Genomic DNA, 20105 nt, shown 5'->3' with positions numbered 1-20105 from the left:
CCATCGGTGTTCACTCCGCTGTGGTGGCCCGCGCCGTCGCCAGTGCCATCGCGCTCTTCGGGGCGACCTCGTAGGCGGTGACGTTCGGCAGCCGTTCGAGGCGCTTTCTGAACTCCTCGAAGGCGACGAATCCGGCCGCGAAGTCCGTGGCCCCCGCGTCGACGGCGTCGGCGGCGTCGTCGAAGAACGTCGTCGGCGTGAGGAAGACGCTCGTCTGGCTGCTCCGCTTCGATGCGACGACGACCGCCTCGTAGGTCTCGACTTTCGCCGAGTCGTCGGTGACGAGCACGAGGTGGTCCTGTCTGTTCGACCGCGAGCACGCGGATTTCACCGCGTCGAAAAGCGGCCGGTCGCTGACCCGCGAGACGTAGCTTTCGCCGTCGCGGAGATACGGGCGGAGCGTCGCCGCGAACGCCGAGTCGTCGTCGAGGAGGCGACTCCGCTTGCGGGCGTCTTCCGGGGCGACCGGGCGGGACGCGTCGACCGGGCGGCGCGGGCTGGCGGTCGGCTCCATCGAGAGCAGTCGCCGCCGAACCGTCTGGTAGGCGTTCGACGAGGAGGAGGGGCCGAACTCCCACTCCATCGCGTCGTCGCCGACGAACTGCGTCGAGACGGGGTCGCCGTGGGACTCCGCGGCGTCGACGAGGCCGAGCGCGATTTCGCGCGCGTACGACAGCATCGTCCGCCCGGTCGGGCCGCGGTTCATGTGCGACCCGCAGTCGACCACGAGCGACAGTAGGTAGTCGGACTCAGATTCGAACTCGCGGATGTACGGGTGGTTCATCCGGGCGGTGGTCTTCCAGTCAATCTGCGACAGCGTGTCGCCGGGGAGGTACTGCCGCGTCTCGTGGGGGACGAGCCCCGGTCCGGTCTGGTCGCTGGAGTGGTCACCGAACGTCGTGCCGACCAGTTCGCCGCCGCGCCCGACGTGGATTCCCTCGGGGGCCGGCGGTTCGACCAGACAGCGGGCGTCGGCGTCGAGCGTCACCGACTCGGTGAAGAAGCCGGCGCGCCCGTCGATATCGACGGCGACCTCGTCGAAGGCGATTCGCCCGGCGACGGGGAGTTCGACGCTGCACGTGACCGACCCCTCGGTCTCGCCGGGGGCGAGACTGACCGTCCGGCGCGCCCGCTCCGGTGCGTTCACGCTCGGCGGCGCGACGAGTTCGACTTCGACGGGCGCGTCGACGGCCTCGGACAGCGACGCCGTCAGCGTCACCGCGGCGCGGTCGCCGACGAACACCGACGTGGGCTCGACCGAGACGGACGCCGAGAGGTCGCGGTCGACGGCGCGCATCGCCCCGACGGCCTCGACCTGCGCGACGACGAGCCACGCGACGAGACCGCAGGCGGCGACGAGCGGCGTCGGCTCGTCGAGGACGACCGCGTAGACGGCGAGGAAGCAGGCGACGCCTGCGAGTGCGGCCCACCGGCGGGTCGGAAGCATCGTGGATTCGATTCGTGCCCCCGAAGTTGAATGTTTGTGTTGGAGCGGGCCGCAGTCGGTCGCGCGGACCCCGCGATTCACGCCGCGGTCGCGGCTTCAACCGGAGGTTAAACCCGACGTTAACGCATCGCAGTCTGCGAATCGCGCCTCCGAGGTCGCGGCCGAGCGTCAGCCGAATGCCAAAACCCATTACGTCCCCCCGTCTGACTACGAGTAGTGCGTGGAGCATGGGGCCGCCCGGCACGGTTGCTTTGGACGATGTTGGTCGTCGCCTGTCTCGTCGCGACAGCGTCGGCGGCGGCAGTCCCCGCGGGAGCGGCCGCCGACACTGCCGCGCAGTCCGCGACCGTCCCGGCGTCGCCCGGAGCAGACGCTGACCGGTCGGCACTCGGGACGGCCGCGACCCCGCCGCGACAGACCGGGAACGAGACGGACAACAGCACCGGCGTCATCCACGAGAACCCCGACGAGGTCGACGGAGAGAACGAACTCGACCGCCTGCTCTCGTACCTCTCGGGCGAGCTCAACGGCGACATCGGCGCGAGCACGCTGCGACTCAGTCGGGGCGAGTACGAGGCCGCGCGGGCGGCGCTCGGCGACGACTACGACGACTCGCTCGGCAAGTACGTCGACGTCGAAGGCGAGACCGAGACCGACGGCGACGGCGCGAGCGAGGAGTACCGGACCGTCGGCGAGACCCAGCGGGCGTACGTCGACACCGTCAGCGAGTTCCGCGAGACCCGTCGCGAGTACGAGGCGGCGAGGCGGGCCGGAGACGACGAGCGCGCCCGCGAACTCGCCCGCGAGCTGACGCGGCTCGCCGAGGACGGCGAGTCGCAGTCCGACCGACTGCTGACGGCGTTCGACGTCATCTCGAACCGGACGGACGGCGACCTGACGGAGAGCAGCACCCAAATCGAGGCGGTGCAGGCGAACGTCTCCGAACAGCGCGACGAAATCGTCTCCCGCGAGTTCGTCGCCACCAGCCTCACCGTCGACGACTACGACCGGAACATCTCCTTTACCGACCCGCTCGTGCTTTCGGGGTCGCTCGTCGCCGACGACGGCACGCCGGTGACGGGGTCGACTGCCCGCTTCGCGGTCGGCGGACAGACGATTCGAACCGCGGTCGACGCCGACGGCTCGTTCGAACTGACCTACCGGCCGGCGCGGATTCCGGCCGGCAGTTCCTCGGTCACCCTCCGGTATCTCCCGAACGACACGTCGGTGTATCAGGCGACGGAGCGGGTCGTCCCCGTCGCCGTCTCGCAGGTGAACGCGACCGCGGGGCTGTCGGAGCCGGCCGCGCCGGCCTACGGCTACGCCGACGGCGTCTCGGTTCGCGCGACGCTCCGCGTGAACGGGACGCCGGTTCCGAACTACCCGCTCGCCGCGAGTTTTGCCGAGTCGTCGGCGACCGCGCCGGCGACGAACGCGAGCGGCCAGTCGACCGTCTCGACGACCGTCCCGGCGACCGCGACGGGCGCGGCGTCGATTCGCGTCGCGCCCGACGGCGACGGTAGGGCGGTGACGTTCGCCCCGGCGGCGGTGTCGGTCCCGCTCGAAACCGAGGGGACGGCGCTCGACGCGAGCGCCCGCGAGGCCGGGAACGGGACGGTCGTCGTCGACGGCCGCCTCGAAACCGACGAGGGCGAGGCCGTGTCCGGCCAGACGGTCGCCGTCAGCGTCGCCGGGCGGGAGGTCGCGTCGGCGTCGACCAACGAGTCGGGGGCGTACCGGGCGACGTTCGACCTCCCGAGCGACGCCAGCGCCGAGAACGCGACCGTCTCGGCCGCGTTCGACGGCGGGGGGACGAACCTCGAGTCGTCCGCCGCGACGGCGAGCGTCCGGCTCGTGGACGGTCCCGCCGCGGCCGGAGCCGGAAACGACGCGTCCGGCGGCCTTCCGCTCGACCTCGCGTGGGTCGTCGCCGGGACCGCGGTGGTCGGCCTCGTCGCCGCCGTTCTCCTCCGGCGGAACCGCGCCGGCGCGTCGGCGACGACAACGACGGTTGACGACGAACCGACCGCGTCGGACACCGACGACTCGTCCGAGCCGGACTCGGTGACGACGGGGACACCGGCGCTGGACGCGGCGGTCGACGCGCTCGACGCTGGCCGGCCGAACGACGCGGTGGTCGTCGCCTACGCGGGCGTCAGACAGTCGCTCGGACCCGCCGCAGGCGTGGACGACGCCGCGACCCACTGGGAGTTCTGCGACCGGTGTGTCGACGCCGGCGTCGCGCCCGCCGACGCGCTCGAATCGCTGACCGCGGGCTACGAGCGCGCGGCTTACAGCGGGCTGTCGGTGAGCGACGAAGCGGCCGCCGAACTGGTCGAGACGGCCCGCTCGCTCGCCGGCACGGCAGCGCCCGACGCGACGGACTCGCCAGATTCCGACGGCGATGCGGACGCCTCGGAAGCGGTCGGCGCGGTCGAGTAGCGCGCTCGCGGAGCCGCGGGTGACAAATGATTTTTGTGTTCGTGCCTCCCACCTCGAGTAGATGTCGCAGCGCCGAGACTGGCGGTTGTTCCTCCCCGAGCCTGTCCGCAGCCTTCCGGCCGACCTCGCGGTCGTCGTCGCGGGGGTCGCGCTCACGCTCGTCGTGACGCTCACGCCCGGACTGGCGGAGACGCCGCTCCGGGACATCGCCGGCTTGGTGTTCTCGCTTTTCCTCCCCGGCTACGCGCTCATCGCGGCGCTGTTTCCCGAGCGCGGCCCGCCGATAGACGCCGAGGACCGCGACCGAATGGGCGGTATCGACGGTATCGAACGGGTGGCGCTGTCGTTCGGAACGAGCATCGCCGTCGTCCCGCTCCTCGGTCTCGTCCTCAACTTCACGCCGTGGGGGCTTCGACTCGGTCCTATCCTCGTCACCCTGAGCGGCTTCACGCTCGTCGCGACGGCGTTCGCGGCGACCCGGCGGTCGGCGCTCCCCGAGGACGAGCGGCTTGTGGTTCCGTACGAGCGCTGGTTCGCCGCCGCGCGCGACGAACTGTTCAACCCGGCGTCGCGGACCGACGCGATGCTGAACGTCGTCCTCGTCGTGAGCGTGGTGCTCGCGACCGCCAGCGTCGGCTACGCGGTGGCGGTGCCGAAAGACGGCGAGTCGTTCACCGAACTGTACCTCCTGACCGAAGACGGGAACGACGAACTCACCGCCGACAACTACCCCGAGGAACTCGTCCGCGGCGAGCCGGCGTCGCTCGTCCTCGGCGTCGGCAACCAAGAACACCGGACGGTGAACTACACCGTCGTCACCGTGCTCCAGCGCGTCGAGGTGTCGAACAACTCGACGACCGTCCTGGAGTCCGAGCGACTTCGGACGTTCACGCCCCGACTCGAACACAACGAGACGTGGCACGAACCGCACGAGGTCCGCCCGACGATGACGGGCGAGCGCCTGCGGCTGACGTACCTCCTCTACGAGGGCGCGCCGCCGGCGGCACCGACGGCGGACAACGCCTACCGCGAAGTCCACCTCTGGGTGACAGTTCGGGCGGAGTGATGGTAAAAACCGACCGCAGTCGGGTGGGTCTCGGCTATCTCACCTTCTGATATTTCGACGTTCCACCTCGAAATCCGCACGAACGAGGACTCAAATCGTGTAACTCGTTTGTGTTCTAGTTTTATCACGTCTGATAATCCATGGGTAACGTTTAGGGTACTGCACGCTAAGCTTCCGCCGGCGAAGTCACAATGCGAGACTCTGGAAGGTCGGTTTCCCGCCGCGGCGGCCGAGGTCCGAAGATAGAACGCATCGCGAATCGCTACGGCCTCGACGGTCTCGGCGACGACCTCGTCGATGCGTGGCTCGGCGATGGCCGAGCGCAGCGGAGCCTCCGCGAACTGGAAGGCGACGTGAACAAGCGCCTCATCCGGGCCGCACTCGATGAGGCCGGCGCACACGTCCTCGACGGGGAGGCGGAGAACTTCTACCGCCTCCTGACCAGCGACGACGTGACCGCAGGGAGTCGAACCGACGCGCGGAACACGCTCCGCGAACGCGGCGTCGATGTCGAGCAGCTAGAGGCCGACATCATCTCCTACCAGTCGGTGTACAACTACCTCAAGCGACACCGAAACGTCGAACGCGAAGACGATGACGACGACGAGACGGACGCCACCGAGGCGGGACTCGCGACGATTCGAAAGCTCCGGTCCCGACTTCGTACCGTGACCATCGACGTCGTCGACCGCTTGGTGAAGGCCGAGCGGGTCTTCATCGGCGCGTACGAGGTCGAAGTCGACATCAGAGTCACCTGTACCGACTGTGACACTCGAATGACCCCGACGGCGCTTCTCTCCTCCGGGCACTGCGACTGCGAACGCGAGCGAGACGAGTAGCGATTCGGGCTCACCAACACATCCACATCCGACACATGAACGATTCAGAGGCACTTCAGGCGGCGACTGTACGCATACGAAACATCGGCGGTATCGACGAGCGGCGCGTCAGACTCGACCCCGGCGTGACCGTGCTCACCGGCCGCAACGCGACGAACCGAACGTCGTTCCTGCGGGCGCTCATGGGTGCGTGCGGGAGCGACGCGATCAGCCTCAAAGGCGACGCCGACGAGGGGTCGGTCGAACTCGAACTCGACGGCCGGACGTACACTCGCCTCCTCTCGCGTGAGAACGGGACAGTCTCGACCGACGGGACGCCCTATCTCCGAGACGCGGCGACCGCGGACCGCTTTGCGTTCCTCCTCGGCTCGAACGAGGCGCGGCGGGCGGTCGTCGCGGAGCGCGACCTCTACGACGTCATCATGTCCCCGGTCGACACCGATGCCATCGAGGCCGAAATCGAGCGCCTCCAGTCGCGTCGCACGCAGGTCGAGCGCCGACTCGACTCGCTGGACTCGCTCGACGCCGACCGGCGGTCGCTCGAATCGAAACGCGACGACCTCGAAGCCGAAATCGAGGCGCTCGAAGCCGAGCGGGACGACATCGAAGCCGAAATCGAGGCCGAAGATCGGACGGTCGAGACGCAACGCGAGCACCAAGCCGAATTAGACGAGGTGCTTTCGGAGCTCCAGTCCGCGCGGTCGGACCTCGAGAGCGTCCGTTTCCGCCTCCAGAGCGAGCGCGAGAGCGTCGAATCGCTCCGCGAGGAGCGCTCCGAACTCCAGTTGGAACTCGACTCGTTCGACGCCGAGGCGGTCGACCGCGGCGAGGCGAGCGACCGAATCGAGTCGGTTCGGTCGCGCATCGAGTCGCTCAACTCGACGATTTCGGAGCTTCAGACCGTCGTCCAGTACACCGAAGACGTGCTCGACGGGAAGGCGGGTCTCGTCGAGGATTCGCTGGGCGCGGACGGCGACGGTTCGGTGACGGACCAACTCGTCTCGTCGGAGACGACCACCTGCTGGACCTGCGGCACCGAGGTCGACCGCGACCAGATTCGGGGGACGACCGACCGGCTCCGCGAGGTCAGAGACGAAAAGCGCGAGGAACGCGCCGAGCTCCGCCGCGAACTCGACGAGCTCGAACGCTCGATGCGGGCGGCGGAACAGGCCGAGCGCGACCGCCGGAAGCTCCGCGATAAACTCCGGCGGCTCGAAGACGAACTCGACCGCCGAACGGGACAAATCGAGTCGCTGACCGACCGGCGCGAGGAGCTCGCCGAACAAGTCGACGCGCTCGAAGCCGACGCGTCCGAACTCCGCGGACAGAGCGGAGGGGAAGGCGACCTCATCGAACTCCACAGAGAGCTCAACGAAGTCGAGTTCGCTCTCGACCGGACGCGCGACGACCTCGCGTCGGTCCACGACGAACTCGACGAACTCGACGACCGGTTCGACGAACGCGAGGAACTCGAACGCGAACGCGAACAGGTGAACGAGGAGCTCGAAGCCGCACGGACCCGGATTCGGTCGCTCACGGCCGCGGCGGTCGAGTCGTTCAACGAGGAGATGGAGACGGTGCTCGACCTCCTCGGCTACGACAACATCGAGCGCGTCTGGCTGGAGCGCGTCGAACGTCGGGTCCGCGAGGGGCGTCGCAAGGTCGAAAAAGCCCAGTTCGAACTCCACATCGTCCGCGCGTCCGACTCCGGCGCGGTGTACGAAGACTCCATCGACCACCTCAGCGAAAGCGAGCGCGAGGTCGTCGGCCTCGTGTTCGCCCTCGCGGGCTACCTCGTCCACGAGGTGTACGAGGAGGTTCCGTTCATGCTCCTCGACTCGGTCGAGGCCATCGACGCCGGGCGCATCGCCGCGCTGGTCGACCACTTCGAGCAGTACCCGACGTTCCTCGTCGCGGCGCTCCTCCCGGAGGACGCACAGGCGCTCGACGCGTCGTACCGGCGCGTCACGTGGGGCACCGACGTGACGCCGGCCGCCTGACTGACGTGCCCTGACAGCGCGAGCTTGCGAGGGGCTAGGTGCGTCTCCCGCGTCTCCGCTTCGTCCTATCGTCTCATTCTGCTCCGCTTCGTCCCGTCCCGACCCACATCCCGTTTCGGTCGATTCTCGGTTCGGTCACGCGCTTCTCTCCGTTCTTCCAGCCGTCCGCTCGTTTCCACGACACCGAACGCGCGTTCGCTGCGTCGCCGGTCCCCGCTCGCCAGCACAGTATTGCATTAGAACGGCACTATCAAGGGAACATACCGATAGTACGCAAGAAATATAACACATCGAGACGACGTATCAGACGGACGATACTGGGGGGACGAGACCATCATCACATCTGACACACGGACACGAACTGAGTACGAACCGACGCGTGTTTGGTACGACTGCGAGCGTACCGAACCGGTCTCTGAGGCGGTCGCCGCAGCCGTGGACAAACACGCCCGCGGCGACGCGGACCTGCCGCCGCTCACAGACCACGTAGACACCGACGCCCTCGATACGCTGTTCGGCCGCGACACGCCGGGCGCGCCGCGCGTCTCGGGTGCCTCGCTCGAATTCGACTACGCCGATTTCGTCGTCACCGTCGAGTCCGTCGGCCGCATCGAAGTTCGGGACGCGGGCCGGTAATCTGCCGGGTCGTTCGGCACGACGCTGTGACGGGTCGAGCGTCGCCGGCGGGACCGCTCGCCCTCGCCGCCTCGACCCGCGCCAATCGCTCTCGAAGTCGTCTGAGATGTTCGTTCGAACGAGACCACCGGACGCGGTCTCAACGTTATCAGTTAAGAACTTTCTGGCAGAAATCTTGCAGTTTATTTGAATTACTGTCCCGAATAACGGCGAGTGAGACGCCTCCGCGTCCTCGCCGCGACGTACCTTTTTGTCTCGTGGACGCCGACAAGGGGTATGGAACTCGAATTACGCTTCTTCGCGACGTTTCGAGAGGTGGTGGGTCAGAAGTCCATCTACTGGCGGGTCGACGACGACGCGACGGTCGGAGATGTCCTCCGGTCGCTGGAAGCGGAGTACGACGGCCTCGCCGGCCGACTCATCGAGGACGGCGAGGTCAAGCCGCACGTGAACGTGCTGAAAAACGGGCGCGAGGTGGTCCACCTCGACGGGATGGCCACGGCGCTCGACGACGGGGACGCCGTGAGCGTCTTCCCGCCGGTCGCGGGGGGCTGACGTGGCGCGCCGACAGCGGGCCTTCCGCGGCATCTCGCCCCGCCTCGCGATTCAGTACCTCGAAGGGCTCGGCGGCGAGGCCGACGGCGACGGCCGCGTGGTCGGTCCCGACTGGGCCGTCGACATCGAGACCGAGGAGGTCACGATAACGAGCAGTATCCAGCTCACCGAAGTGCAACTCGCGTTCGAGGGCGACGAGGAGACGCTCGACGACCTCGTCGAGCGGTTCGCCCGCAAGGCGATGCGCGCGGGGGGATGACCGTGGGGGCCGACGGCGACCGGCGGCCGGGTCGCGAACGACTCAGCGAGCGCCTCGCTCCGGACGGCGACGACGGCGCGCCCCGCGGGGGTGCCATCGACGGCACGGCCATCATGCTCGCGGCCGCGAAGGCGAGCGTCCCCGCCAGCAGTCTGCCGCGGCTGCTCGACCGGGCGCAGGCGTACCTCGACGGGCGGGCGACCGAGTACGCACAGGGGTTCGAGTGCGTCCACGAGGACGACGACGCGGCGGTGTATCTCGTCCCGCTGGGCCACTGGGACACGAAGGGGCTCGACCTCGACTTTTCCCACCGTGAGGTCGACGCCGTCCGCCGGGCGCACGCCGAACACCTCCGGCGGGTCGGCGCGGACGCCGACCGCCGCGACGAGTTCGAGACGGCGCTCGAAATCCGCGAGGTCGCCGTCGTCAGTCGGGAGGGAAAAAGCCGGCAATCCGCCCGACGATAGACGGCTATTTTGGGGACGGTGCCCTGCTACCGACAGATGCCAACCGTTTCCTCCGACCTCCTCGACGGCGTCCGGGCCGCGGGGCCGCTCCAACTCGGCATCGCGCCGTTCGGCCTCGTCGCCGGCGTCGCGGCCGTCGAGCAGGGGCTGTCAGTCGCGCACGCCCTCGGGTTCTCCAGTGTCGTCTTCGCCGGCGCGTCGCAGCTCGCCATGATAGAGCTCCTCGGTGCGGACGCGCCGCTGGCTATCGTCGTCGGCACGGCGGTCGTCATCAACCTGCGGACGATGATGTACTCGGCCTCTATCGCGCCCTACTTCCGCGACCTGACCGCCCGGTCGAAGGCGCTCGCGTCGTACCTGCTGACCGACCAGGCGTACGCCGTCTCAATCGCTCGCTACGGCCGCGACGGCGAGACCGACCGCTTCGCGTACTACGTCGGCGCGGGCGCGTCGCTGTGGCTCGTCTGGCAGGTGACGACCGTCGCCGGCGCGCTCCTCGGCTCCGGGCTCCCGCCCGAGTGGGGCTTCGACTTCGCCGCGCCGCTGGTCTTTCTCGCCCTGCTCGTCCCCACGCTGAAGGACCGCGCGTCCGGCGCGTCGTGTCTGGTCGGCGGCCTCGTCGCCACCGGCGTCGTCGTCGCGGGCGTCCCGTTCCACCTCGACATCATCGTCGCGGCCGTCGTCGGCGTCCTCGCCGGCCTCGCGGTCGACTCGCTCGGAGGCGATGCCTGAATGCCGACCGGCTACGACTCGGCGACCGTCTGGCTCGTCATCGCCCTCGCGGGCGTCCTCACGTTCGCCATCCGCGGGTCGTTCATCTACCTGTTCGGCCGCATCGACGACGTGCCGCCGGCGGTCGAGTCGGCCTTGGAGTACGTCCCCGCGGCCGTGTTCGCCGCGCTCGTCTTCCCCGCGCTCTTGGCTCCATCCGGCGACCTCGCGGTCTCCGTCGGCAACGACAAACTCGTCGCGGGCGCGCTGGCCGCGCTCGCCGCGTGGTACACAGAACGCGTGCTCGCCACCATCCTCGTCGGCATGGGCGCGCTCTGGGTCCTCCGGTTCGTCGTCTGAGCCGCTGTCAGCCCTGTTCGTTGACCCGTCGCCTCCCCCAAGATACTCGTCCCGCGGGCGACCACGACCGCACGTATGTCCTCTCCGTTCCCGCGCCTCTTCTCGCTCCCCCGCGACGACGAGGGTCGCCCTCTCCTGCCGACCGGGTTCGCCGCCGGCGTCGCCGCGTTCGCCGTCGGCACGGTCGCGGTCGCCGGCTGGCTCGTCCTCGCCACCGACGGCCCGTTTTCCACGCTCGACGCCGCGACCGAGATGACCGGCGGCAAGCTCGTTCCGGCCCCGTTCGTCCCCGTCTGGGCGTTCGGCGGCGCGATGGGCCTGCCCGTCCGCCTCGTCGAGACGACCGGCCCCGGTCGCGCGGTCGTCCTCCGCAACCTCGTCGACGGACTCGACGGCCCCGCCGACCCGTGGTACTGGCTGGGCGCGCTCCCGCCCGCCTGCCTCTTTCTCGCCGGCGTCGTCACGGCGCGCCTCACGGCGTGGTCTCGACGCCCCGCCGAGGGGTTCGCCACCGGGTCGTCCGTCGCCGTCGGCTTCGCCGCCGCCGTCGCAGTCACCGCGCTCGTCGCCCGCGTCGGCCTCGGTGACGTGCCCCCGAACGCGGAGGGGTTCGTCCGCGTCGGTTCGACCGGGTTCCACCCGACCGACCTCGACGGCGACTCCGTCGGCCTCCCGTTTTGGGGGGCGTTCTCCGGGCTGGTGTACGGCGTCGTCTTCGGCGGACTCGGCGGGGCGGTGGCGTCGCTCGTCGGGCGACTCGTCTCCGCGGTTCGCAATCGGTCGAAAAAGGCGTGATTCGGATTCGCGCGGGAGCCGATTGGACCGAACGGCGTCGGCTCAGTCGTCGGCGGGCGCGGGCGAGTCGCCGCGGGAGACGCCCGTGCCGGGGCCGATGTCGATTCCGAGTTCGTCGAGGCGCTCGTCGGGGACGACGCCGTCGACCCACTGGCGGCGGGCGTAGTACTCCTCTTTCATCTCGTCGAGTTCGCACAGCTGCCCCTCGGACGCGCCCTGTCCCGGAATCGCCTCGTCGCCCTCGACGAAGCGTCCCGGCAGCGAGTCGTCGGCACCGTCGAAGCCGGCGAGGTTGTTGTAGTACCGCTCTAACGTGTAGATGCGGTCACCGGTTTCGAGCAGTTCCTCTTCGGTCACGTCGCGGCCGGTCATGCCGTTGTACTGCAGGACGTACTCCTCGATGCCCTCCGCGAACGCGTTGAACTTGCAGATGTCGAACGAGTCCGAGATGGCGTGCATGTCCTGGAACAGCGCCACGAGTTCGCCCTTCCCGCGCCACTCGTGGGGGTCGTGTTTCTCCGGGATGCCGAGAATCTCGGCGGACGGCGTGTAGCCGCGGAGGTGACACGCGCCGCGGTTCGAGGTGGCGTAGCCGATGCCCATGCCCTTCATGCAGCGGGGGTCGTACGCCGGGATGGTCTGACCCTTGACGGCAAGCGAGTTGTCGTGGGCGTCGAAGCGCTCGGCGAGGCCGTTTGCGCCCTCCGCGAGCGCGTCCGCGAGGTCGCCGTCGCGGTTCGCAATCTCGGTGATGAGATCTATCATGCGCTCGGTGTCGCCCCAGTCGAGCTGCTCGCTCAGGCCGTCGAGCTTGCCCTGTTCGGACATCTCCATCGCCATCGCCATCATGTTGCCCACCTCGATGGTGTCGACCCCCATGTCGTTACAGCGGTCGATCATGACGGCGATTTCGTCGCGCTCGGTGTGCCCGGAGTTCGGGCCCAGCGCGTAGGCGGACTCGTACTCGTAGGACTCGCCGCGGACGTTCATCTCCTCGCCTTTGTGCATCACCGACACCTCGACTTCCTTCTTACAGGCGACCGGGCAGGAGTGACACGTCGGCTCGTCCACGAGGATGTTCTCGCGGACGTTCTCGCCGGAGACGCGCTCGGAGTCGATGTCCGCGCCCTCGGCGTCTCGCATCGCCGCGGTCGAGGTGTACTTCCCGTTTTTCGTCGGGAGGCCGTCGAGCTCCTCGCCCGCGTTCATCAGGACGTTCGTCCCGTACAGCGACAGGCCGCCCTCGTTGGGTGCGGTGACTTCGGACTCGCGGATGAGCTGCATCGCCTGCTGGTAGCCCTGCTTGAACGTGTCGGCGTCGGCGGGCTTCGGCATCCGCGTGCCGGACTTCACGACGATCGCCTTGAGGTTCTTCGAGCCCATGACCGCCCCCGTACCGCCGCGGCCGGACGCGCGGTCGTCCTCGTTGACGATACAGCCGTACTTGACCTCGTTTTCGCCGCCGGGGCCGATAGCCATTATCGAGAGGTTCTTGCCGAGGCTCCCGTCGACCTCGCCTTCGAGCTCCTCGATTGTCTCGTGGACGCCCTTACCCCAGAGGTGTTCGGCGTCGTGGAGCGTCAGTTCGCCGTCTTCGACGACGGCGTAGCTCGGCCGCTCGGCCTTGCCCGTGAACAGGAGGCCGTCGAAGCCGGACCACTTGAGCCGCGCGCCGCTCCAACCGCCGTGGTGCGAGTCGGTGACGGTCCCCGTGAGCGGGGATTTCGTCACGACCGCGATTCGGCCGCTCATCACGGTCTGCGTGCCGGTGAGCGGGCCGGTCATGAACGCGAGGAGGTTGTCCGGTCCGAGCGGGTCCACGTCCGGTCCCTGGTCGAAGACGTACTTCACGCCGAGGCCGCGGGCCCCGATGTACTTCTTTGCGTCCTCGTCGTCGATTCCCTCGTACGCGATGTCGCCGGACGACAGGTCCACCCGAGCGACCCTGTCGTGATAACCACCGAGTTCAGTCATTGTAATCCTCGTTGATTATATACGGTCGCTGTCGGGTTAGTGATTCCCACCTCGACGTAACCGTTCGAGGTTACGCCGACGCGAGCCGACGCCGGACTGTCTCGGGATTGCGGCAATCCGTGCGACTCATCCCGGTTGCGGGCCGGCGGCCCGGAGCGAGACGGTTCCGGTGGCGTCGACGACGACGCTCGCGGGGCCGCGCGGCGGACAGGACCACCACGTTCCCGAGGTTGCCGCGCCGGTTTCGAGGCTCACCGAGACGGCGTGCGGCCCGGAGGTCGTCACGGGGACGAGTTCGCGGGCCTCGTCGGGGTCGAGCGCGAGCGTGCGGTCGAACGACTCGCCGCCGCCCGCGGCGTCGACCCGGAGCGAGAGCCGGTGCGGTTCGTCGTCGCGGTTGGCGACCGTGAGCGTCGTGTTCGCGGGGCCGCAGCCGGTCGTCCCGCTCGACACGTCGACGTACTTCGTCGGCTGGTCGGGCACCGGCCACGCCGTCTCGACGCGTCGCTCGTCGGTCTCGACGGCGACGCGGTAGGTCCCGCTTCGGTACGTCACCGGAATCGACAGCCGCGCTCCCGTGGGGACGCGGTACGCCCGGTCGACCAGCGACGCGTCCCCGAGGTCGATGCGGAGCCGCGCGGTCGTCTCGGGACCGGCGTTCTCCACGACGACGCCCGCGGGCGCGTACCACCGGGCGGAGCCGTCGCCGACGAGCGGGAGGTCGATTCGCGGCCCGTCGTCGGGGGTCGCCGCCGCGAGCGAACACTCCCCTCGCGCGTCGCACGAGACGGTCTGCCAGAACGCCGCGCCGTCCCGGCCGAGGACGACCTCCAGTCCCTCGAACGCCGCGTCGACGACCCACTCCGACCGGGCCCGCACGCCGGTGTCCGTCTCGACGAGCACCGCCGTCTCCCCGGTCGGCACCGACACCGACAGCGCGGCGCGCTCGCCGGGCACGAGGTCGCGGTTCTCGAAGAACACGTCGCGGCCGTCGCGGACGCCGACGACGGTGGTAAACACGGGGTCCGGCGTCGGGTTCCAGAGCGTCAGCGACCGCTCGACGCGCGCTTCGGGCGTCGGCGTCGCGGTCGGCGCGTCGGTCCCCTCTTCGGGCGTCGGCGTCTCCGTCTCTCCGTCTGGCGTCCCACAGCCGGCGAGCCCGGCGACGCCGCCCGCGAGAAGCGAGAGGAGCGTGCGGCGCTCCATACCCCTCATAGGGCGCGGCGCATATGAACGTCTGTCGCGGCCGCCGCCCCCCGCGACGCGGCGCTCCGCCGCCGCGACACCGGCCTCCAAAACAGCTATTCCGTCGGCGGTCAGTCGTTCTCACGAATCGATGGGACTCGCCAGCTTCCTCGGCGCGATTGACACCGCGAGCCGGTCGCTCTCGGTAGTCAATCGCTCGGCTCCCGACCCCGTACAGCGGATGCTCGAAACCACGTTCGCCGACCAGCCGGTCGACGTCGACGAACTCTCCGACGACGCGCGCGGCGACGACGTGGTCGTGCTCACCGAGCAGACGGCCGAGGGGCACGAGGTCGTCGCGACCTCGCCGCTGGAGGAGGTGATGAACTCCGTCCTCCTCGTGAACTCCGACCTCTACAAGACGGGGCAGGCGAAGCTCGACGAGTTCGAACTTCCGTCGGTGCTCACCCGACTCGACGACGTGCCGTTCTCGCTTCGTGGCTATCCCGAATCGGACAAGGAGAAACTGCTCCTCGTGGCGATTTCGCGGTACATCGAGCGCCACGCGTGGCGCGCCGGCAACGGCAGGCTCCGGTCGTCGTTCCAGCGACTCTCCCGAATCGAAGACGAGCGCGGGACGCGAGCGGTCTACAAGAAGGTCGCGTCGACCGACGTGCAGACCCACATCTACGGCATCCCGGACTGGTCGCCGCCGACCAACTCGAACCTCGTGACCCACGGCGGCTACACGGACGACTTCTACGACTCGTGGTTCGTCGTCTACACGCCGCCCGAAGACGAGTCGGTCGAGGCGGAACCGGGCGACCGAACTGCGGCGAGCGACGGGCGTCTCGACGACGTGGAACCGGACCAGCCCGTCGCCCTCCTCGCCTTGGAGACCGAGCCGAAGCGCTGGGAGGGCTACTGGACGTTCCGGCCGTCGCTCGTTTCCGACATCGACCGCTACATCTCGCGGAACATGTGACGGCGGGACGGGCCGGCGACCGCCGCCCGCCGCCCCCAGACGAAGCCGCTTTACGCACCCGTCCGATACGGGTATCCAATGAGTAAGCCGAGCCCCGAGGTCTACGAACGGGGACGCGGGATGGACGCGCACAACAAGGTGATGCGCGACATCCGTTCGCAAAAGCAGAAGACCTACGACCCCCACGAGCCCACTCGGGTGTGGATAGACGAGGACAACACGCCCGACGGCGTCTACGACTCGCTGACGATTATCCTCAACACCGGCGGCTGCCGGTGGGCCCGCGCCGGCGGCTGTACGATGTGCGGCTACGTCGCGGAGTCCGTCGAGGGCGGCACCGTCGCCCACGAGGCGCTGATGGACCAGATTCAGGTCTGTCTCGACCACGAGGCCGAGGAGATGGACGACGGCGAAAAGGCGGGGCTCATCAAGATTTACACCTCCGGCTCGTTCCTCGACGAGCGCGAGGTGCCCGCCGAGACCCGAGACGCCATCGCCGAGACGTTTGCCGACCGCGACCGGATGGTCGTCGAGTCGCTGCCGGATTTCGTCACGCGCGAGAAACTCGCGGACTTCACCGACCGCGGCCTCGACACCGACGTGGCAATCGGCCTCGAAACCGCCACCGACCGCGTCCGCCACGACTGCGTGAACAAGTACTTCGACTTCGCGGACTTCGAGGACGCCTGCGAGGAGGCCGCCGCGGCCGGCGGCGGCGTCAAGGCGTACCTCCTGATGAAGCCGCCGTTCCTCTCGGAGCCCGAGGCGCTCGACGACATGAAGTCCTCCATCCGCCGGTGTGCGGCGGTCGACAACTGCCACACCGTCTCGATGAACCCGACGAACGTCCAGCGCTACACGATGGTCGACGAGCTATTCTTCAACGGCGGCTACCGCCCGCCGTGGCTCTGGTCGGTCGCAGAGGCGCTCCGCGAGACGGTTGACGTGGACGCCATCGTCGTCTCCGACCCCGTCGGCGGCGGCCAAGAGCGCGGCGCGCACAACTGCGGCGACTGCGACGAACTCGTGTTCAAGGCGGTCAAGGACTTCAACCTCCGGCAGGACCCGAGCGTCTTCGACCAGGTGTCCTGCGACTGCGAGGCGACCTGGGAGTTCGTCCTCGACAACGAGACGAGCTACAACATGCCGCTCGTGAAGTAAGCGCGCCGAGTCGCGCGACTGAGCGCCACCGCCGACGTTCGCCTTCGCGCGGGCGTACACTCGCTGAACCCGAACCGCAGCGTCGCCCGTCCGCATCTCCGACCGTTCGTCCACAATCCCGCGTCGTTTTCCCTCATTCGGCCGCGTTAGGGGGTGCTATCCGAAAGTAACAGGCTCCTAACCGTCGAATAGGATATTCGTATCAAAGAGGGTGTGAGTCGTTGTCATATTCGGTGGTTCGGACGTGTCCATCCGAACCGCCCGCCATCATGACGAAACACACGTACAAGACCGTCTACTACGCGGATGGGTGGTTCGAGATTCGCGAGGAGGAGAACGCCGAGGCGTGGGTCGCCACGGACGCTCCCTGCGCTCTCGCTCCATAGCACACGGCACGCGGGCCGGAACCCTCGACACTCCAACATCGCTCATCGTGTACGCCGCTCCGTTCGCTCACCGGCCCCGTGCCGTCCGCCACCGCGGCGGACGGTCTTTTTTATACTACTATCCCTCGAAGCCCGCCAGCACGCCCCGACCGTCGGTGTTGCCGAGTTGCGGTAGCGACGCCCGCTCGGGGTGGGGCATCAGCACCGCGACGGACTCGCTGTCGCCGAGGACGCCCGCGACGTTGCCGAGCGACCCGTTGGGGTTCGCCTCGTCGGTGACGTTGCCCTCCGCGTCGCAGTAGCGGAACAGGATTCGGTCGTCGGCTTCGAGTTCTTCGTAGCGCTCGGCGTCGAGTTCGAAGCGACCCTCGCCGTGGGCGATGGGCAGTTCGATGACCTCGCCTTCGTCGTACGCCGCGGTCCAGCGCGTGTCGGCGTTCTCGACGCGGAGGTAGACGTGTTCGCACTGGAAGCGGGCGCTCGCGTTCGTCGTGAACGCGCCGGGGGTGAGCCCGGACTCGCAGCCGATTTGTGCGCCGTTGCAGACGCCGAGGACGGGGACGCCGTCGTCGGCCGCCTCGCGGACCGACTCCATGATGGGCGAGCGGGCGGCCATCGCGCCGCCGCGCAGGTAGTCGCCGTACGAGAAGCCGCCGGGGAGCACGATACCCGTCGTCTCCTCGGGCAGGGGGTCTTCGTGCCAGACGCGCTCGGCCTCGAACCCGAGGTCCGACAGCGCGCGCACGGCGTCGCGGTCGCAGTTCGAGCCGCCGAACTGCACGACTGCAATCATCTCAGGCCTCGGCGACCGCGACCTCGTAGTCGTGGATGGTCGGGTTCGCCAGCAAGCGTTCTGCCATCTCGTCGGCGCGGGCCTCGGCCTCGTCGGCGTCGGCCGCGTCGAGGTCCACCTCGTAGCGTTCGGTGAAGCGCAGCGCCTCGAGTTCGAACCCGAGTCGTTCCAGCGCGCGCTTCGTCGTCTCCGCCTCCGGGTCGAGCACGCCGCGCTTGAGGCGCACCGTCACCGTCGCGGTGTAAGTGGTCATCAGGTGGCGATGCGCGGTCATGTGCAAAAACGGTTTTGGGTCGAGTTTGATATGCACAGATGTGGGTATCAACGCGCGAACCGGCGACGACGCCGCCGGCAACCGCGCTACACCGCCGCCGTTGGTCTCTGACGGGCAGGACTCCGCGGCGGCTCTCCCCCTGATTCATATTCGTTGTTATACGTACTATACAAATTATTTCTCTCAATTTTTAATATAATAATTACATACATGATATATGATAATCATTTTTATAGCACGAGTGAGACGCCGTCTCACGTATGGCACTCGAATTCGCACAGAGTCCGCTCTTGACGTTCGTCATCGGACTTGCGTTGGTCGTGTTGCTACTGGTCGTGTTAGACCTCCCCGCGTTCGTCGGTTTGGCGATAGCCGCGTTCGCGGTCGGCCTCGTCAACGCGGCGTTCGTCCCCGACTTCGCGCTCGCGGACGCGGCGACGCGGACGGCGTCTGCCTTCGGCGACGGGATGGCCGGCATCGGGATTCCCATCCTGATGGCCGCCATCATCGGGAAGTCGATGCTCGAAAGCGGCTCCGCCCAGCGAATCGTCCGCGCTTTCCAGTCGCTCGTCGGGCGAGAAAACAGCGACATCGCGCTGTGGGGCAGCAGTACGGTGCTCGCCATCCCCGTGTTCTTCGACAGCGTCTTCTACCTCATGGCCCCGCTCGCGCGGTCGATGCGGGCCCGGATGGGCGACAACTACGCGCTCTACCTCGTCGTCGTCGGGGCCGGCGCGGCGACGGCTCACGTGTTCATCCCGCCGACGCCCGGCCCGCTCGCGGTCGCCAGCGAAATCGGGGCCGACATCGGCACCACGATGCTCATCGGCGTCACGGTCGCCGTCCCGTCGGCCACCATGGGCGGCCTCGTCTACGGCCGCTGGATTAACCGTCACGTCGATATCCCCCTCCGCGACGCGATGGGGACGACCACGGAGGAACTGCAAGAGCGCGCCCAGCGCGACGTGTCGTCCCTGCCGAGTTTCCTCGAATCCACCGCGCCCATCATCATCGCCGTCGCGCTCGTCGGCTCGCTCACCGTCGTCAACGCCCTCGAAGGCGTGACGGTGGCCGAACCGTTCCGGCCGTTCGTCTCGTTCATCGTGGACAACCGGCCGTTCGTCGCGTTCATCGGCGACAAGAACGTCGCGCTGACTATCGCCGCGCTCGCCGCGGCCTACACGTACTACCGCTGGTCCGACCTCTCGCGGTCCGACTGGGAAGACGAACTCACCGAGGCGCTCAAAAGCGGCGGCAACATCGCGGCCATCACCTCGATGGGCGGCGCGTTCGGCGCGCTCCTCGCGGCCTCCGGAATCGGCACGTACCTCGCCAACGGGCTCGAAGTCTTCGGCATCCCGATGCTCGTGACCGCGTGGCTCATCGCCGCCATCGTCCGCATCGCGCAGGGCTCCGCGACCGCGGCGATGCTCACGGCCGCCGGCATCATGGCCCCGCTCACCGGCCAGCTTCCGGTCCACACCGCGTATCTGGTGATGGTCATCGGCGCGGGCGGCAACATCTGCTCGTGGTACAACGACTCCGGCTTCTGGCTCGTCAAGGAAATCGGCGGGCTCACGCAGGCGGAGACGCTGAAGACGTGGACCGCGCTGACGACGATTATCTCCGTGACCGGGCTCGTCGTCGTCCTCGTCGTCTCGTCGGTGCTGCCGCTGGCGTAGGCGACAACGCGCGCACGCCGGCTTTTCCTTTTGACGGGTGATTCACGGTCGTTCCCGAGGGATTCGCTTGCGGAGAACGACAGCGGTT

General features: G+C 68.4%; 19 protein-coding genes. 14 read left to right on the top strand and 5 right to left on the bottom strand.

What is annotated here, in order from left to right; all coding sequences use genetic code 11:
• Nucleotides 1-10: 10 nt before the first annotated feature.
• A complete protein-coding gene (locus tag DEQ67_RS12220; protein ID WP_115803053.1) occupies nt 11-1447 on the bottom strand; it encodes a DUF58 domain-containing protein in 1437 nt (478 codons plus the stop codon).
• A gap of 258 nt (nt 1448-1705) precedes the next feature.
• Here DEQ67_RS12220 and DEQ67_RS12215 point away from each other — a divergent pair, with 258 nt between their 5' ends.
• The 11 genes from DEQ67_RS12215 (at nt 1706) to DEQ67_RS12165 (ending at nt 11577) form a co-directional block, all read left to right on the top strand.
• Nucleotides 1706-3889, top strand: a complete 2184-nt coding sequence (locus DEQ67_RS12215; protein ID WP_115860974.1) for a DUF4129 domain-containing protein — start codon at nt 1706-1708, stop codon at nt 3887-3889.
• Nucleotides 3890-3950: 61 nt separating this feature from the next.
• On the top strand, nt 3951-4955 hold the full coding sequence (locus tag DEQ67_RS12210) for a DUF1616 domain-containing protein (protein WP_006601265.1): 1005 nt from the start codon (nt 3951-3953) through the stop codon (nt 4953-4955).
• A gap of 191 nt (nt 4956-5146) precedes the next feature.
• A complete protein-coding gene (gene rdfA, locus DEQ67_RS12205) occupies nt 5147-5794 on the top strand; it encodes a rod-determining factor RdfA (RefSeq protein ID WP_004062717.1) in 648 nt (215 codons plus the stop codon).
• Between the two features lie 35 nt (nt 5795-5829).
• Nucleotides 5830-7794 (top strand): archaea-specific SMC-related protein, encoded by a 1965-nt coding sequence (locus DEQ67_RS12200; protein WP_115860972.1) that lies wholly within the window; start codon nt 5830-5832, stop codon nt 7792-7794.
• Between the two features lie 282 nt (nt 7795-8076).
• The gene (locus tag DEQ67_RS12195; protein ID WP_309139231.1) at nt 8077-8430 is read left to right on the top strand and encodes a HalOD1 output domain-containing protein; all 354 of its coding nucleotides are present in this window, start codon (nt 8077-8079) and stop codon (nt 8428-8430) included.
• Nucleotides 8431-8706: 276 nt separating this feature from the next.
• Nucleotides 8707-8985, top strand: coding sequence for a ubiquitin-like modifier protein SAMP3 (gene samp3, locus DEQ67_RS12190; protein ID WP_004042069.1), 279 nt, complete (start codon nt 8707-8709; stop codon nt 8983-8985).
• Between the two features lies 1 nt (nt 8986).
• Nucleotides 8987-9244, top strand: a complete 258-nt coding sequence (locus tag DEQ67_RS12185) for a hypothetical protein (protein ID WP_004042070.1) — start codon at nt 8987-8989, stop codon at nt 9242-9244.
• Nucleotides 9241-9711, top strand: a complete 471-nt coding sequence (locus DEQ67_RS12180) for a hypothetical protein (protein ID WP_008575287.1) — start codon at nt 9241-9243, stop codon at nt 9709-9711. Before DEQ67_RS12185 ends, DEQ67_RS12180 begins: the two co-directional genes overlap by 4 nt.
• A 36-nt stretch (nt 9712-9747) precedes the next feature.
• On the top strand, nt 9748-10443 hold the full coding sequence (locus DEQ67_RS12175) for an AzlC family ABC transporter permease (RefSeq protein ID WP_004042072.1): 696 nt from the start codon (nt 9748-9750) through the stop codon (nt 10441-10443).
• Entirely contained in the window at nt 10444-10782 is a 339-nt protein-coding gene (locus DEQ67_RS12170; protein WP_004042073.1) for an AzlD domain-containing protein, read from the top strand.
• Nucleotides 10783-10857: 75 nt separating this feature from the next.
• Nucleotides 10858-11577, top strand: a complete 720-nt coding sequence (locus DEQ67_RS12165) for a hypothetical protein (protein ID WP_115891456.1) — start codon at nt 10858-10860, stop codon at nt 11575-11577.
• A gap of 42 nt (nt 11578-11619) precedes the next feature.
• Here the strand turns inward: DEQ67_RS12165 and DEQ67_RS12160 are convergent, their stop codons facing one another.
• Both DEQ67_RS12160 and DEQ67_RS12155 read right to left on the bottom strand, forming a co-directional pair.
• Nucleotides 11620-13551 (bottom strand): aldehyde ferredoxin oxidoreductase family protein, encoded by a 1932-nt coding sequence (locus DEQ67_RS12160; protein ID WP_004062712.1) that lies wholly within the window; start codon nt 13549-13551, stop codon nt 11620-11622.
• Between the two features lie 126 nt (nt 13552-13677).
• The gene (locus tag DEQ67_RS12155; RefSeq protein WP_115803049.1) at nt 13678-14757 is read right to left on the bottom strand and encodes a hypothetical protein; all 1080 of its coding nucleotides are present in this window, start codon (nt 14755-14757) and stop codon (nt 13678-13680) included.
• 130 nt (nt 14758-14887) lie between these two features.
• Here DEQ67_RS12155 and DEQ67_RS12150 point away from each other — a divergent pair, with 130 nt between their 5' ends.
• Nucleotides 14888-15721: a DICT sensory domain-containing protein gene (locus DEQ67_RS12150; RefSeq protein ID WP_004062710.1), complete on the top strand. Its 834-nt coding sequence runs from the start codon at nt 14888-14890 to the stop codon at nt 15719-15721.
• A gap of 78 nt (nt 15722-15799) precedes the next feature.
• Nucleotides 15800-16882, top strand: coding sequence for an archaeosine biosynthesis radical SAM protein RaSEA (locus DEQ67_RS12145; RefSeq protein ID WP_006601270.1), 1083 nt, complete (start codon nt 15800-15802; stop codon nt 16880-16882).
• A gap of 504 nt (nt 16883-17386) precedes the next feature.
• On the opposite strand, the gene purQ is transcribed toward DEQ67_RS12145, so the two are convergent.
• A complete protein-coding gene (gene purQ / locus DEQ67_RS12140) occupies nt 17387-18061 on the bottom strand; it encodes a phosphoribosylformylglycinamidine synthase I (protein WP_004042080.1) in 675 nt (224 codons plus the stop codon).
• A 1-nt stretch (nt 18062) separates the two neighbouring features.
• Entirely contained in the window at nt 18063-18314 is a 252-nt protein-coding gene (gene purS / locus DEQ67_RS12135) for a phosphoribosylformylglycinamidine synthase subunit PurS (RefSeq protein ID WP_004042081.1), read from the bottom strand.
• A gap of 281 nt (nt 18315-18595) precedes the next feature.
• On the opposite strand from purS, the gene DEQ67_RS12130 reads away from it, so the two are divergent.
• Nucleotides 18596-20017 (top strand): GntP family permease, encoded by a 1422-nt coding sequence (locus tag DEQ67_RS12130; protein WP_115803047.1) that lies wholly within the window; start codon nt 18596-18598, stop codon nt 20015-20017.
• The last annotated feature ends 88 nt before the right edge of the window (nt 20018-20105 follow it).

It is taken from the genome of Haloferax sp. Atlit-48N (assembly GCF_003383015.2).
Lineage (GTDB): Archaea > Halobacteriota > Halobacteria > Halobacteriales > Haloferacaceae > Haloferax > Haloferax volcanii.
This window is presented reverse-complemented; position numbering and strand designations above follow the sequence as displayed.

What these genes read in the sequence shown, in the direction of transcription:
- DEQ67_RS12220 (WP_115803053.1), bottom strand. Translation starts at nt 1,447, where the DNA reads ATGCTTCCGACCCGCCGGTGGGCCGCACTCGCAGGCGTCGCCTGCTTC.
- DEQ67_RS12215 (WP_115860974.1), top strand. Translation starts at nt 1,706, where the DNA reads ATGTTGGTCGTCGCCTGTCTCGTCGCGACAGCGTCGGCGGCGGCAGTC.
- DEQ67_RS12210 (WP_006601265.1), top strand. Translation starts at nt 3,951, where the DNA reads ATGTCGCAGCGCCGAGACTGGCGGTTGTTCCTCCCCGAGCCTGTCCGC.
- rdfA (WP_004062717.1), top strand. Translation starts at nt 5,147, where the DNA reads ATGCGAGACTCTGGAAGGTCGGTTTCCCGCCGCGGCGGCCGAGGTCCG.
- DEQ67_RS12200 (WP_115860972.1), top strand. Translation starts at nt 5,830, where the DNA reads ATGAACGATTCAGAGGCACTTCAGGCGGCGACTGTACGCATACGAAAC.
- samp3 (WP_004042069.1), top strand. Translation starts at nt 8,707, where the DNA reads ATGGAACTCGAATTACGCTTCTTCGCGACGTTTCGAGAGGTGGTGGGT.
- DEQ67_RS12180 (WP_008575287.1), top strand. Translation starts at nt 9,241, where the DNA reads ATGACCGTGGGGGCCGACGGCGACCGGCGGCCGGGTCGCGAACGACTC.
- DEQ67_RS12175 (WP_004042072.1), top strand. Translation starts at nt 9,748, where the DNA reads ATGCCAACCGTTTCCTCCGACCTCCTCGACGGCGTCCGGGCCGCGGGG.
- DEQ67_RS12170 (WP_004042073.1), top strand. Translation starts at nt 10,444, where the DNA reads ATGCCGACCGGCTACGACTCGGCGACCGTCTGGCTCGTCATCGCCCTC.
- DEQ67_RS12165 (WP_115891456.1), top strand. Translation starts at nt 10,858, where the DNA reads ATGTCCTCTCCGTTCCCGCGCCTCTTCTCGCTCCCCCGCGACGACGAG.
- DEQ67_RS12160 (WP_004062712.1), bottom strand. Translation starts at nt 13,551, where the DNA reads ATGACTGAACTCGGTGGTTATCACGACAGGGTCGCTCGGGTGGACCTG.
- DEQ67_RS12155 (WP_115803049.1), bottom strand. Translation starts at nt 14,757, where the DNA reads ATGGAGCGCCGCACGCTCCTCTCGCTTCTCGCGGGCGGCGTCGCCGGG.
- DEQ67_RS12150 (WP_004062710.1), top strand. Translation starts at nt 14,888, where the DNA reads ATGGGACTCGCCAGCTTCCTCGGCGCGATTGACACCGCGAGCCGGTCG.
- DEQ67_RS12145 (WP_006601270.1), top strand. Translation starts at nt 15,800, where the DNA reads ATGAGTAAGCCGAGCCCCGAGGTCTACGAACGGGGACGCGGGATGGAC.
- purQ (WP_004042080.1), bottom strand. Translation starts at nt 18,061, where the DNA reads ATGATTGCAGTCGTGCAGTTCGGCGGCTCGAACTGCGACCGCGACGCC.
- purS (WP_004042081.1), bottom strand. Translation starts at nt 18,314, where the DNA reads ATGACCACTTACACCGCGACGGTGACGGTGCGCCTCAAGCGCGGCGTG.
- DEQ67_RS12130 (WP_115803047.1), top strand. Translation starts at nt 18,596, where the DNA reads ATGGCACTCGAATTCGCACAGAGTCCGCTCTTGACGTTCGTCATCGGA.